Origin of the sequence: Roseovarius tibetensis, from assembly GCF_050896375.1 — a bacterium.
GTDB classification, from domain to species: domain Bacteria; phylum Pseudomonadota; class Alphaproteobacteria; order Rhodobacterales; family Rhodobacteraceae; genus Roseovarius; species Roseovarius tibetensis.
In genome coordinates, this window is record NZ_JBPBBB010000015.1 from 31631 (window position 1) to 45331 (window position 13701).

Below are 13701 nucleotides of genomic sequence, written 5' to 3' on the forward strand. Positions count from 1 at the left end.
GACGACGACTGACACCATAACACGGCCAGACCGGACGATCTGATATCCTGATTCCGGCAAGCGCAGACGCGATGTGCCAGCGGGATGAAAACCGTGTCATCCACAATCGGATCCGTGCGGGCCCTATTCGGCGGCGCGCATGGGGTGTGACGGGTCCCGATCTCGCAAAACGCGCTTGAGATCATCGACATGCGGGGCGGGGGTGGTCCCGCCGCGCGTCGATGGTGTCTGTCCCTCGTCCGGCCAGATGATTTCATCCCGCTGCGCCTGACGCGCGGCATGTGCGAGGGCCCAGTCCTGCGCGGCCCGGCTTGACCGGCCCATGGACAGCATCGCCATCAACCGGGCGGCCCAGATGACGTAGGTTCCCACCCAGACCCGCAGCGCCAGCATGGCCGGCGTGAAGACCAGCGTCAGTACCGTCGCGATGCCGAGACCAAAGACCACAGCCGTCGCAAGCTGCTTCCACCACAGCGCGGTCGGGCTGTCGAAGGAATACCCGCCATTGAAGAAATCGAGGCTGAGGCCGAACATCATCGGCGCAAGCCCGGCCATGGTTGTGGTGGTGGTCAGCAGGACGGGGCGAATCCGGTCCTGCGCGGTGCGGGTGATCGCGGCGATGCGCGGCATGTAGCGGGCATAATCCTGATAGGTGTCGATCAGGACGATGTTGTTGTTCACCACGATCCCGGCAAGCGCGACAATCCCCGTACCGGTCATGATGATCGAGAATGGCTGGTTCATCACCAGCATGCCGACAAGCACGCCGGTCGTCGACAGGATCACTGCCAGAAGGACCAGAACCGCGTTGTAGACGCTGTTGAACTGGGCCAGCAGGATGATGAACATGAGGCCGAGCGCCCCCGCGAACGCCTTTTGCAGGAACGCGCCGGATTCCGCCTGTTCCTCTGCGTCCCCGGTCCAGTCATAACTCAATCCCGCGGGTACGACACCGGAATCGAGCCACTCGGTCAGCCTCTCTATCCGCTCGTTGGCGGTGATCGGTACCGTCTGCTCGGTTCCGTCCTCTCCGCGGATGGTATGGGTCAGACCCTCCGCCACGGCCGCCTTGATGTCGAAAAATCTTGTCTGGTTGAAGCGGTCGATCTGCGACAATTGCTCTACCGGTTGCCGGCTGATGAAATTCGACAGCGGCACGAGGCCGTTTTCGGTCCGCACCTTCAGGCTGTCGAGCGTCGAGAGTACGCGGTCCTGTTCCGGCAGGCGCACGCGGATGTCGATTTCCTCGTCGCTGCTGTCCACACGCATCGTGTCCAGCAGGATACCCCGCGTCACGAGCTGCACCATCGCCCCCACGGTCGCCACATCCGCACCGAAGCGACCCGCCTTTTCCACGTCCACGTCGATTTGCCAGTCGATGCCCGGCAGCGGCAGCGTGTCCTCGATCTGGCGCAGGCCACGGGTCTCTTCGAACCGCTGGCGCGCCTCTTGGGTGAAGGCCTGCAGCGTTTGCCAGTCATCGCCCTTGATGCGCAGATGCACGGGCTTTGCCGAGGCCGGGCCGCGCGCCTGTGCCAGGATCTCGATCTTGATGCCGGGAATCTCTTCAAGCTGCCGGGTCAGGTCCGCGATCACCGCATCGCCGTCATAGGCCGGCGTCACAACATCGCGCCGCACCGCCACGTCGAACACGGGAAGGGTGAACCAGGTTTCCGTGCTGCGCGGCCGGTCCTCCCACGGGATCGTCTCGAACTGCACCTGGCCAATCGTGTCGCGGGGCGGTTGCGCGCCCCCGGTATTGTTCTCGAGCCCGCCCTCGCCCGCGAAGGCAAATGCCGTCTCGACACCGGGATGCGCGCGCACGACATCCTCGACCTGCTCGACGAGGGCGTCTTTCTGGTCGAGCGACAGGTTGCCCCGTCCGCGCACATACACGATCGCCTGCTCCGGTTCGCTTTCGACGAAGAACTCGGTGCCATTGTTGTTGGAGATGTAGAACATCAGCACCGAACCGACGAGGACGAAAATCGCGCCGAACGCAGCCAGGGGCATGACCGGATTGCCCACCACCATGTGGATAAGCCGACCGAAGGCCGAGCGGCGGTAGCCCGCATGCACCCGGCCCCGGCGTCGCGGCAAAAGCGCCGCGCGCAGCGTGCGCAGCGCATTGCCGAACCGGCGCGGGCCCGCCATCAGCCCCAACAGGCACAGAACGACACTGCCCACCCCAACGGCGATGAGCACGACCACCCCCAGAAGCAGGCCAAAAACCGTCGCCAGAACCGGTATGACAGACCCCAGGATATTCTCGCCATCCATCGCCGCGAATTGCGCGGCCACCTCGTCAAACAGGACAGGCGCCGCCTGCCCCGCCAGAAGGATCAGCCCCGCGGCAAGCGGAAAGATCCCGACATGCCACAACCAGAACCCCTGCGCGATCGCGTCCATGCGGTCGTTGAGCCAGCGTTCCAGCCGTCCGGTCACACCGCCGAGGACCGGCAGATAGACCAGTGCCACCAACAGCGACGCCGAAAGCACGAAGATCAGCGTGACCGGCAGCATACCCATGAACTCGCCCGGAATGCCGGGCCAGAACAGCATCGGAAGAAACGCGCAGAGCGTGGTCGCCGTGGAACTGACCACGGGCCAGAACATGCGCTTGGCGGCGCCGACATAGGCATGCATGGGCCCTTCGCCCTCGGCGATGCGCTTGTCGGCGTATTCCACGACGACGATGGCCCCGTCCACCAGCATCCCGACCGCAAGGATCAGGCCAAACATCACGATGTTCGACACCGCCACGCCCATCACCGCCAGCAAGGCAAAGCATAACAGGAACGAGGTCGGGATCGCGAACCCGACCAGCAGGGCCGGCCGGATGCCAAGCGCGGCAAGCGTCACGATCATCACCAGCGCGATGGCCGTAAGAACCGACCCCTCGAGCTGCCTGACCATGGACGCCACCGTGCGCGACTGGTCGTTGGAGGTGCCGACATTGACCGCCACCTGCAACTCCTCGGGCCAGCCGCTTTCAGCCTCGGCCACCGTCTCGCGCACCAGGTCGGCGGTGTCGATGATGTTGAAGCCCTTGCGCTTGACCACCTGCAGCGCAACGGTTGTCTCGCCGTTGAAGCGGGCGGTGCCGGTCCGATCCTCGAAGGTCAGATTGATCGTCGCCAGATCCCCCAGCCGCACGACGCGGTCGCCGTTGGTCTTGATCGGCAGCGCGTAGATGTCGCGCGTCTCCTCGAACGACGACGCGATCTTGACCGCGAAGGTGCCTTGCTCGTTGTCCACTTCGCCGGCCGCGATCAACTGGTTGTTGTTGCGCACGACGTTGATCAGTTCGCCTGCTGTGACGTTGTACGCCTCCAGCCGGAGCGGGTCGATCACGACTTCGACCATCTCTTCGCGATCGCCCGCGATCCCGGCCTCCAGCACCGGCTCCAGCCCCTCCAGCGTGTCCTGAAGATCCCCCGCAAGACGGAACATCGTGCGCTCGGGGACAGGGCCGGACAGGTTCACGATGATGATCGGGAATTCGCTGAAATTCACTTCGTTCAGCGTGTATTTCTCGTAGCCCTCGGGAAACTCGGCCTCCGCGGTGTCCATCGCGTCGCGCACATCGGCGAGGATCTTGGTCTTGTCCCAGCCGAATTCGAATTCCAGCGCGACGCCGCCGTAATTCTCGGCCGCAGTGCCCGTCATCTTGTCAAGCCCGTCAAGGTCGCTCAGCTCGGCCTCCATCGGCTTGACAAGCAGCTTTTCGCTGTCCTCCGCGGAAATCCCCGGAAACGGCACCGAGATGAACAGCGCGGGCACCTCGATATCCGGCTCTCCCTCCTTGGGCAGGCCGATATAGGCCAGCGTCCCTGCAAGGATCGACAGGACGATGAAGGCCAGCACCATCCGCGCCCGTGCCGCGGCCCAGTCCACGATCCCGGTCATTGCCCGAGATCCTGGTAGACAGGCTGCACGCGCACGCCGTCCGTGACGTACTCGTGTCCGATGACGATCACCTCGGCCATGTCGGGCAGGCCGGTCAGCCAGACCCCGGTGGGTGTATCCCGCAACATCGTCACCGGGGTGAACGTCACCGTCTGATCGTCATCCACCAGACGCAGGCCCAGGGTGCCGGAATCGTCCAGCGTCAGCGCGGACTGGGGCAGCAGATGCGCCATCTTGCCGTCGGACTCGACACTGATTTCCGCGGTCTCGCCGTCGCGCAGGGCCAGATCGGGGTTTGGCACCCGCACTTCCACCCGGAATGTGCGCGTCGTCGGGTCGGCGGCGCGCGACAGGAAACTAACCTCGCCCGACACCTCCTGTCCGGACGCGGTACGCGCCGTCGCGGCGGCGCCCGACGCTACGCGCGCCACCTGCAATTCCGAAACGAACCCGACAAGCGTCATGGGATCAAGCTGCAACACGGTGGCACACAGCGCGCCGGGCTGCAGCAGGCTGCCGATTTCCGCCGCATCGGTCTCTAGGACCCCTGCGAAAGGCGCCGTGATGCGCAGCCGCTCGATCTCCTTTTCGGCGCTTGCCACCGCGGCACGGGCCCCTTCGATTCCGGCGCGGGCGGATTCCAGCCCGGATCTGGCCGACTGCACGGCCGCCTCGGCCGAACGAAGCGCGGCGCGGGTCGCGGCGACGCGGCTTTGCGACGAAAATCCGTCACCGGCAAGGTTCTCTGCGGCGTTGTAGTTGATCTCGGCCTCTTCCCGCTGCGCGCGCGCCTCCTCCAGTCGCGCCTCGGCCTCGGGAACGCGTGCCCTGGCCTCTGACAGGCGCGCACGTGCCTCCTGCAAGGTGGCCGCGCGCGCCGCCGGGTCCAGACGGCACAGAAGATCCCCGCGCTCGACAGAGGCGCCCTTGCGCAGCGGTTCCGATATGACAAGGCCCGAGGTTTCGGCGCGCAGTTCCACCACGCGGTCGGCCTCGGTCTGGCCGCGCAATGTCACTGCGCTGTCCACCTCGCGCGCGGTCGAACGTTGAACGACGACGCGCATGGCCCCGTCAACCGGCGGGTCTGATTCGTCCGTCGCCGGCGCAGCCGCCGCGTCGCCATCTTCCTGTGACTGCGGCAAGAGCGCCGCGATGCGGTCACGCTCGAACACGAAGGCGTAGATCAGCGCAGAGACCAGAACGGCCATCAGGATCGGAACAAGGCGCATCAACGCACTTTCTCTTGGAAGACATCATTAAGATACAAGGAATACGCTAAACTCTCCAGTTCAGATTAATGGCGGCGCCCGCGCTCCGCAAGCATCCCGCATCGGGCCGCGCCGCGGACCCTTGGCAGACGACGACCTTCACGTTAAGAGACCCCGACATGTCGAGGAAAGGCCGAGTGCGTGAGCGAGACTGACGGTTTCATAGAAGAAGTCACCGAAGAGGTGCGGCGCGACCGGCTGTTCCGGCTGATGCGGCGCTATGGCTGGATCGCCGTTCTGCTGATCCTCGTGCTTGTGGGCGGGGCCGCCTGGAACGAGTGGCGCAAGGCGCAGGCAGAAGATGCGGCGCAGGCGTTCGGCGACTCCATCCTCGCGGCGCTGTCCCAACCGGATCGCGCGGCGCGGGCGTCGGCGCTTGCCGAGATCGACGCCCCCAACCCCGAGGCCGCGGCGGTCGTGGACCTTCTGGCAGCGGGCGAAGTGGCCGAAGGCGACCCCGAAAGCGCGGCCGCGCGGCTGCTTTCGATCACCGAACAGGCCGAGACGGCAGACGTCTATCGGCAGATCGCGACCCTCAAGGCCGTCACCCTGCCCCAGTCCGGGCTGAGCGTCGACACCCGTCGGCAAAGGCTCGAGGCGCTGGTATCCGAGGGCGGTGTCATCCGGCTTCTGGCCGAAGAGCAACTGGCCCTGATCGCGCTAGAGACGGGCGACCGGAGCGCCGCCCTAGAACGCCTGACGGCGATCGCCGCGGATGCCGAGGCGACAGCGGGCTTGCGTCGGCGGGCGACACAAGTGATTGTGGCCTTGGGAGAAGATCCGCCGAACACTTCGGGGGCTTCGCCCGGCGCGGCGGGCATGCTGCAATAACAACAGCCATCGGTCAGACGGCAGACTACGACAAGCGAGGGCGATGCGGTGAGGGCACAAACGATCATTTTCGGGCTGGCTGCGGCCCTTGCCCTTGCGGCCTGCTCGCAGGATGAGCCGATCCTGAGCGGCGAACGCGAAGGCATCCGCGAAGTACTGCAAAGCGACGTGCGCCGCGCGCAGATCGACGAGACACCGGAAAACCGGGTCGTCGCGCTTGGGCTGCCCGCACCCACGGTCAATAGAGACTGGACGCAGCGCATCGGCACACCGTCGACCCGCACCGCGCATCCCGCCTTGTCCAGCGCGCCGACACTGGCATGGTCGGCGAATATCGGCGCCGGTGACGGCAAACGGGTGCGCATCACCGCCGATCCCGTCGTGGCGGGCGGGCGCGTGTTCACTCTGGATGCGCAGGCAACGGTCGCGGCGGTCTCGACCTCGGGATCGCGTTTGTGGACAACCGACCTGACGCCGCCGAACGACCGGTCGAAAGAGGCCAGCGGCGGCGGTCTGGCCTTTGGCGACGGCAAGCTATTCGTGTCCTCGGGCTTTGGGCTGCTGACGGCCCTCGATCCCGAAACCGGGGCGCAGTTGTGGCAACAGGACCTCGATGCCCCCGGCACCGCCGCACCCGCTGTCTATGACGATCTTGTCTACGTGGTGGCCGGGGACGACGTCGCGTGGGTTCTGGATACCGAAACCGGTCGCGTGCAATGGCAGTTGAGCGGCACACCCGACATCCACAACGTGCTGGGCGGGCCGGCCCCGGCAATCACCGACAAATACGCGATCTTCGCATTCGGCGCGGGCGAGTTGCAGGGCGCGTTCCGCCGGGGCGGCTTGCGCCTGTGGGATGCGCAAATCGCCGGCCAGCGCGAAGGCGTCGCAAGTGCGCGCGTGCTGGACATCACCGGGGATCCGGTGGTCGTGGGCGACCGCGTCTACACCGGAAGCCATGCGGGACGTGTCGTGGCGCTGCGCCTTGGCAGCGGCAAGCGCATCTGGACCGCGAACGAGGGTCCGCTCAACCCGGTCTGGCCCGCGGGCGGCTCTGTCTTCATGGTGACGGACCGGAATGAACTCGTCCGGCTCGACGCCGATGATGGCGCGCGCATCTGGGGTCATCCCCTGCCGCTATTCACCGACCAAAAGCCGAAACGGCAGGCCGAGATCGTCGGCCATTACGGGCCGATCATCGCGGGCGGGCAGCTGATCCTTGCATCCGGCGACGAGCGGTTGCGGTTTTTCGATCCCGCCTCGGGTCGGTTGGTGCGCGCTGTCGATCTGCCGGGCGGCGCGACGTCGAATCCGGTAGTGGCCGGCAACACGCTGTATGTCGTTTCAAAAAATGGGCAGTTGCTGGCTTTCCGTTGACCGCGTCATCATGTACGAGACCTGTCTGACGCCGGAGCGGAGCCTGATCCATGTCTTTCACCCTCGCCATAGTGGGGCGCCCCAATGTGGGCAAATCCACGCTGTTCAACCGGCTTGTCGGCCGGCGCCTCGCACTTGTGGACGATCAACCCGGTGTCACCCGCGATCTGCGCGAAGGTGACGCACGCCTGGGCGACCTGCGCTTTACCGTGGTCGATACGGCCGGATTGGAAGATGCGCGCGACGAAAGCCTGCAGGGACGCATGCGGCGGCTCACCGAGCACGCGGTCGACATGGCGGATGTCTGCCTGTTTCTGATCGACGCGCGCACGGGTGTCACCCCGACGGACGAGATCTTTGCCGAGATCCTGCGCAAACGATCGGGCCACGTCATCCTCGGGGCCAACAAGTCCGAAGGCAGCGCCGCCGATGCGGGCGTGATCGAGGCCTGGGGCCTTGGCCTGGGCGAGCCCATTCGCCTGTCGGGGGAACATGGCGAGGGCCTGAACGAGCTTTACGCGCAATTGATGCCTCTGGCCGATGAGTTCGAGGCCCGCGCCGAGGCGGACGCCCCAGAGACCGATATCGCCGTGACGGAAGAGGGAGAGACCCTCGATGCACGCGATCACAGCCCGACCGAGGCGCGCCCGCTCCAGATCGCCGTCGTCGGGCGGCCCAATGCCGGGAAATCCACGCTGATCAACAAGATCCTCGGCGAGGATCGTCTGCTGACCGGACCCGAACCCGGCATCACACGCGACTCGATTTCGTTGCAGATCGACTGGGACGGGCTGCCGGTGCGCATCTTCGACACGGCCGGCATGCGCAAGAAGGCGCGGGTGCAGGACAAGCTGGAAAAACTGTCCGTCTCGGACGGGCTGCGGGCGGTGAAGTTCGCCGAGGTTGTCGTCGTCCTTCTGGACGCCGCCATCCCGTTCGAACAGCAGGACCTGCGCATCGCCGATCTGGCCGAACGCGAGGGCCGCGCGGTGGTGCTGGCCGTGAACAAATGGGACGTGGAAACCGACAAGAACCGGAAACTGCGCGATCTGCGCGAGGCGTTCGAGCGTCTGCTGCCACAACTGCGCGGGGCGCCGCTGGTGACGGTCTCGGCCAAGACCGGGCGCGGCCTCGACCGGCTGCGCACCGCCGTGGAAAAGGCCCATGACGTCTGGAACAGGCGCATCACGACCGCGCAACTCAATCGCTGGCTGGTGGGGATGCTTGAACAGCACCCGCCCCCCGCCCCCGGCGGCCGCCGGATCAAGCTGCGCTACATGACGCAGGCCAAGACCCGGCCGCCGGGCTTTGTCGTGATGTGCAGCCATCCCGACAAACTGCCCGAAAGCTACACACGCTACCTGATCAACGGGTTGCGCGACGATTTCGACATGCCCGGAACACCGATCCGCCTGCACATGCGCAGTCAATCGGCCAAGAACCCGTACAAGGCAAAGAAAAAGCCCGGACCGTCAAGCCTGCGCAAACATATCTCGGGACGATCGGCCAAATGATGGCCCGGCGGCGCATGTCGCATCATACGCCGCCCGCGATCAGTCGATCTTGTCCCGGTTCGTCGGCAGAATGAAGATCGACGTCGCAAGCAGGGCGAAGATCAACTCGTACACTTCCCATTTGCGCGACGGCTCGATCACGGCGATCACCAGACTGGCGACGACGGCGAACCCCGCATGCCGCAGCCCCGGCACCGGCACGACAAGCGCATCGGCCAACCGGCGGATCAGCGCCACACGCGGGTAAAGCAACGGCAGCACCACGAGATACAACAGCAGCGCGGTTGTCAGGACGCTGCCGAACAGTGTGCGCGTAAGCGGTTGCCCGCCGACCACGAAATTATGGAAATTGGTTTCACCCTGCGCGTTGTTTTCCTCGAAAAACTCGGTGGTCTCCCAGTCGAAGATCCGCTGACCCCAGGAAATTTCCTCGCCCGCCGCGAAAAAGAACAAAAGTGCATAGATCATCGTCAGGGCCGCCGCGACCCACGCCACGCGCCGCGCCTGCCCAACGGCCCGTCGGACCTGCACGGCACTGGCCACCAGAAGGAACACGGCCGTGCCGTATTCCACCAGCCGATCCTCGGCCGCGAATGTCTGGTCGAAATACTGCGGCGCGGCAAGCGCGATCACCACGCTCGCGATCAGGGTCAGGACGATCAGGGCCAAGAGACTACGGTCGACGGTTTCGGTGGTCATCTGACAGCTCCAGTTCAAGACGTATGGTCCCCGGCCCGGATAGGCCACGCCGGACGGTGCATCAAGCCGTATCGCAAATGCCCGGATCGGGCCATGTCCGGATCAGCTCCATCGCCTCGTCGGCGGTTTCCACGAAGCTGAAAAGATCGAGATCCTCCGCGCTGATGGTCCCGGACTCGGCCAGTGCCTCCCAGTTGATGATCGCGCGCCAGAAGTGTTCGCCGAACAGCAGAAACGGCACTTTCTTCATTCGATCCGTCTGGATGAGGGTCAGGGCCTCGAAGGTCTCGTCCAGCGTCCCGAAGCCGCCCGGAAAGACGCAGATCGCCTTCGCGCGCATCAGGAAATGCATCTTGCGGATGGCGAAATAGTGAAAGTTGAAGCACAGTCCCGGCGTCACGTATTCGTTCGGGGCCTGTTCATGCGGCAACACGATGTTGAGCCCGATGGACGCGCCGCCCGCATCGGCGGCCCCGCGATTGCCGGCCTCCATCACGCCCGGTCCGCCGCCGGTCGCGATCACGTTCTCGCGTCCGTAGCTTGCCATGGATTTTTCCGTCATCAGACGCGCGAACTTGCGCGCCTCGTCGTAGTATTGCGACAGGTTGGCCAATGTTTCGGTCCGGGCCGTGGCCTTGTGCGCGGGCTCGGGGATGCGCGAGCCGCCGAACATGACCACCGTGCTCTGGATGCCGCGTTCGTTCAGGATCATCTCCGGTTTCAGCAATTCGAGCTGAAGTCGCACCGGGCGAAGTTCGTCACGGCACAGGAAATCATCATCGGCGAAGGCAAGGCGATAGGCCGGCGCGCGGGTCTGGGCGGTGTCGGGCACCTGTTCGGCGGTGGACCGATCCGCCTGGGCATCGCGGAACTGGCTTGGTCGGTCATCTTGCATCGCGGGGGATCCTTGTCTGGGCCTCGGATCTTACGCCTATCGGCTTTGAAAAGACAAGAAAAGGCAAACCGATTTGCGAAAAGCCGTAGCAGGCACGGCATCCACCCCGTCAATCGCATGCGATGCCCGGCCCGAACGGGCGGCGCCGCTGGACAGGGCCGGCGCGTGGCGATAGAGGGTCGGAATGACCAAGGAAAAGGACAATCCGAACTACAAGGTGATCGCCGAGAACCGGCGCGCGCGGCACGATTATGACATCGAGGACGATCTCGAATGCGGCATCATCCTTGAAGGGTCCGAGGTCAAGTCCCTGCGCGTCAACAGTGCCAACATCGCCGAAAGCTACGCAGCGGTCGAGCATGGCGAACTGTGGCTTGTGAACGCCTATATCGCCCCCTACGAGCAGGCGGGCCGGTTCGGCCATGACGACAGGCGGCGGCGCAAGCTGCTGGCCTCGCGCCGCGAACTGGCCCGGATGTGGAACGCGACGCAGCGCAAGGGCATGACATTGGTACCGCTGGTTCTGTATTTCAACCACCGCGGAATCGCCAAGATCAAGATCGGGATCGCCAAGGGCAAGAAGAAGCACGACAAGCGCCACACCGAGGCAGAGCGCGACTGGAACCGCCAGAAGCAGAGGCTGCTGAAACAGCGCGAGTGACGCGGTGCCGCACGGGGCTTGCACGGGCAGCAAAGGCTTGTGTAGCAAGGCGATGTGCCGCCGGGGTGACATCCGACGCGCGTCGCGCAAGTCATCGGGTCATGGGATATCATGGAACTCATCATCAGTCTGATCGCGGGGGCCATCGGCGGCAATGTCGCCGGGGGGCTTTTGAAACGCTATAGCCTTGGCACGATCGGCAATTCGCTTGCCGGGATCGTCGGCGGCGGGATCGGCGCACAGGTCCTGTCGATGCTGGGGGCGACGGCCCTTGCCCGGATTGCCGGGGGCGGACAGATCGGTGAGGTCGGCGCGATCATGGGCCCCTTCGTCATCGGTGGCATCGGTGGCGCCCTGATCCTCGTAATCCTCGGGGCGATCCGCAAACGGCTGGTCAAATAAGCGCCTGCCACGGCCTGGCGCGGGTGGCGCGGTCTTGCCCTTCGCGGTCCCAGACTGTAGCACTTAGGTGTCGCAATCCGGGGGTGCCAATGGCAACAGATGATCCGAAGACCCTTGTTTCCACTGACTGGCTGGCAGCCCACCTGAAAGACCCGGACTTGCGGGTTCTGGACGCCACGCTGTTCATGCCCGACGAAGATCGTAACGCACGCCCCGAGTATGAGGTCGCCCATATTCCCGGTGCGCGGTTCTTCGATATCGACGATGTCAGCGATGCCCGCTCGGAACTGCCACATATGGCGCCGCCGGTCGAGAAATTCATGTCGCGCCTGCGGGCCATGGGGGTCGGCGACGGGCATCAGGTGGTGGTCTACGACACCAAGGGCCTGTTTTCCGCCGCGCGGGTCTGGTGGCTGTTCCGCCTGATGGGACAGGACAATATCGCCGTCCTCGATGGCGGGTTTCCCAAATGGCAGGCCGAAGGCCGCCCCGTCGAGGATCTGCCCCCGGTCGTGCGCGATCGCCACATGACCGTGCGCCGTCAGAACCACATGGTGCGGGACGTGACGCAGGTGTCGTCGGCCTCCAAGTTGGGCGATCACGAGATCCTTGATGCCCGTGCCGCCGCGCGGTTTCGCGGTGAGGCGCCGGAGCCGCGCGAGGGGCTGCGCGCCGGGCATATTCCGGGATCGCGGAACGTGCCCTATACCGCGCTGTTGAACGACGACAAGACGATGAAGGACCCTTACGCGCTGCGCGCCGTCTTTGCCGATGCCGGGGTCGATATGTCCAAGCCGGTGATCACGTCCTGCGGATCGGGTGTGACCGCCGCGGTGATAAATCTGGCGCTGGAGCGGATCGGCAAGAACGACCATGCGCTTTATGACGGGTCATGGACCGAATGGGGCGCGTTTCCGACGCTGCCCGTCGCCACAGGAGAGGCATGATGTTCGAACATCTCAAGGAAAAACCCGCCGACAAGATCATCGCATTGGGTCAAGCCTACCGCGATGACCCCCGCGAGACCAAGATCGATCTGGGCGTCGGCGTCTACAAGACACCCGAGGGCGTGACCCCGATCATGCGCGCCATCAAGCAGGCCGAAAAACAGCTGTGGGAGGCCGAGACGACCAAGGCCTACACGGCGCTTGCGGGCGATCCGGTGTTCACCGACGCGATGGTGGGGCTGGTGCTGGGCGACGCGGTGGCGCGCGATCAGGTCTCGACCATCGCCACGCCGGGCGGGACCGGGGCGGTGCGGCAGGCGTTCGAACTGGTCCAGATGGTCAATCCCGGTGCGCGCGTCTTCGTGTCCGACCCGACCTGGCCCAATCACCTGAGCATCCTTGCGCATATGGGCATGGAGATGGTGCCCTATCGCTATTTCGACAGCACCACCTGCGCGGTGGATTTCGAGGCGATGCTGTCGGATCTGGATCAGGTGCGGGCAGGTGACGTGGTGCTGCTGCATGGCTGCTGCCACAACCCGACCGGCGCGAACCTGAACATGACCGAATGGCAGCGGGTCGTCGATCTGCTGAACGCCAAGGGCGCCCTGCCGATGATCGACATCGCCTATCAGGGCTTTGGCGACGGGTTGCAGGATGACGCGGCGGCGGTCCGTCATGTCGCGGCGAACTGCCCCGAGACGCTGATCGCGGCAAGCTGTTCCAAGAATTTCGGCATCTACCGTGAACGCACCGGCATCTTGATGGCGGTCGCCCAGGACAAGGCGCTGCAAAAGGTGACGCAAGGCAATCTCGCCTATCTCAACCGGCAGAATTATTCCTTCCCGCCCGATCACGGCGCGCGACTGGTGGGCATGGTGCTGACGGATGACGACTTGCGCGCCGACTGGCAGGCCGAGCTGGAGGACGTGCGGCTGAACATGCTGAAGCTGCGCGAACAACTGGCCGGCGAATTGCAAAAGCTTTCGGGATCGGACCGGTTTGGCTTTATCGCGCAGCACCGCGGCATGTTCTCGCGGCTTGGCGCGACGCCCGCGCAGGTCGAGAAGATGCGCGAAGAGCACGGCATCTACATGGTCGGCGACAGCCGGATCAACATCGCCGGGCTGAATGACCGGACCGTGCCGATCCTTGCGCGCGCGATGATCGACGTGGGTGTCTGAATACGCGCGAAGTC

Annotated in this window: 11 protein-coding genes; 7 read left to right on the forward strand and 4 right to left on the reverse strand. The window is 64.9% G+C overall.

The annotated features are described in order from the left end of the window. Window positions 1–123: 123 nt before the first annotated feature. Window positions 124–3909, reverse strand: coding sequence for an efflux RND transporter permease subunit (locus tag ACROSR_RS11420; RefSeq protein ID WP_432685121.1), 3786 nt, complete (start codon window positions 3907–3909; stop codon window positions 124–126). Further along, window positions 3906–5138, reverse strand: coding sequence for an efflux RND transporter periplasmic adaptor subunit (locus ACROSR_RS11425; protein ID WP_432685123.1), 1233 nt, complete (start codon window positions 5136–5138; stop codon window positions 3906–3908). Before ACROSR_RS11425 ends, ACROSR_RS11420 begins: the two co-directional genes overlap by 4 nt. A gap of 180 nt (window positions 5139–5318) precedes the next feature. Here ACROSR_RS11425 and ACROSR_RS11430 point away from each other — a divergent pair, with 180 nt between their 5' ends. The 3 genes from ACROSR_RS11430 to der are packed head-to-tail and all read left to right on the forward strand — an operon-like array spanning window position 5319 to window position 8899. After that, window positions 5319–6008, forward strand: a complete 690-nt coding sequence (locus tag ACROSR_RS11430; RefSeq protein ID WP_432685125.1) for a tetratricopeptide repeat protein — start codon at window positions 5319–5321, stop codon at window positions 6006–6008. A 48-nt stretch (window positions 6009–6056) separates the two neighbouring features. Next, window positions 6057–7385 (forward strand): PQQ-like beta-propeller repeat protein, encoded by a 1329-nt coding sequence (locus tag ACROSR_RS11435; protein WP_432685127.1) that lies wholly within the window; start codon window positions 6057–6059, stop codon window positions 7383–7385. Between the two features lie 50 nt (window positions 7386–7435). Beyond that, window positions 7436–8899 (forward strand): ribosome biogenesis GTPase Der, encoded by a 1464-nt coding sequence (gene der, locus ACROSR_RS11440; protein WP_432685129.1) that lies wholly within the window; start codon window positions 7436–7438, stop codon window positions 8897–8899. Window positions 8900–8938: 39 nt separating this feature from the next. On the opposite strand, the gene ACROSR_RS11445 is transcribed toward der, so the two are convergent. Together ACROSR_RS11445 and ACROSR_RS11450 are read right to left on the reverse strand one after the other, a co-directional pair. Beyond that, complete coding sequence (locus tag ACROSR_RS11445) at window positions 8939–9598, reverse strand: hypothetical protein (RefSeq protein ID WP_432685131.1); 660 nt, start codon at window positions 9596–9598, stop codon at window positions 8939–8941. A 61-nt stretch (window positions 9599–9659) separates the two neighbouring features. Further along, window positions 9660–10493, reverse strand: a complete 834-nt coding sequence (locus tag ACROSR_RS11450; RefSeq protein ID WP_432685133.1) for an LOG family protein — start codon at window positions 10491–10493, stop codon at window positions 9660–9662. A 184-nt stretch (window positions 10494–10677) separates the two neighbouring features. Between ACROSR_RS11450 and smpB the strand changes: the two genes are divergently transcribed. From smpB to ACROSR_RS11470, 4 genes are all read left to right on the forward strand, one after another. Further along, a complete protein-coding gene (smpB, locus tag ACROSR_RS11455) occupies window positions 10678–11154 on the forward strand; it encodes an SsrA-binding protein SmpB (protein WP_432685135.1) in 477 nt (158 codons plus the stop codon). A gap of 111 nt (window positions 11155–11265) precedes the next feature. Next, window positions 11266–11556: a hypothetical protein gene (locus ACROSR_RS11460; protein WP_432685137.1), complete on the forward strand. Its 291-nt coding sequence runs from the start codon at window positions 11266–11268 to the stop codon at window positions 11554–11556. A gap of 89 nt (window positions 11557–11645) precedes the next feature. Then, entirely contained in the window at window positions 11646–12503 is an 858-nt protein-coding gene (sseA, locus tag ACROSR_RS11465; RefSeq protein WP_432685139.1) for a 3-mercaptopyruvate sulfurtransferase, read from the forward strand. Beyond that, window positions 12503–13687 carry an amino acid aminotransferase gene (locus tag ACROSR_RS11470; protein ID WP_432685141.1) on the forward strand — a complete coding sequence of 395 codons (1185 nt, stop codon included), beginning with the start codon at window positions 12503–12505 and terminating at the stop codon, window positions 13685–13687. The genes sseA and ACROSR_RS11470 overlap by 1 nt, the downstream gene beginning before the upstream one ends. Window positions 13688–13701 lie beyond the last annotated feature (14 nt).

Coding starts and splice junctions, on each gene's coding strand:
- ACROSR_RS11420 (WP_432685121.1), bottom strand. CDS start 3,909: ATGACCGGGATCGTGGACTGGGCCGCGGCACGGGCGCGGATGGTGCTG.
- ACROSR_RS11425 (WP_432685123.1), bottom strand. CDS start 5,138: ATGCGCCTTGTTCCGATCCTGATGGCCGTTCTGGTCTCTGCGCTGATC.
- der (WP_432685129.1), top strand. CDS start 7,436: ATGTCTTTCACCCTCGCCATAGTGGGGCGCCCCAATGTGGGCAAATCC.
- ACROSR_RS11445 (WP_432685131.1), bottom strand. CDS start 9,598: ATGACCACCGAAACCGTCGACCGTAGTCTCTTGGCCCTGATCGTCCTG.
- ACROSR_RS11450 (WP_432685133.1), bottom strand. CDS start 10,493: ATGCAAGATGACCGACCAAGCCAGTTCCGCGATGCCCAGGCGGATCGG.
- smpB (WP_432685135.1), top strand. CDS start 10,678: ATGACCAAGGAAAAGGACAATCCGAACTACAAGGTGATCGCCGAGAAC.
- ACROSR_RS11460 (WP_432685137.1), top strand. CDS start 11,266: ATGGAACTCATCATCAGTCTGATCGCGGGGGCCATCGGCGGCAATGTC.
- sseA (WP_432685139.1), top strand. CDS start 11,646: ATGGCAACAGATGATCCGAAGACCCTTGTTTCCACTGACTGGCTGGCA.
- ACROSR_RS11470 (WP_432685141.1), top strand. CDS start 12,503: ATGTTCGAACATCTCAAGGAAAAACCCGCCGACAAGATCATCGCATTG.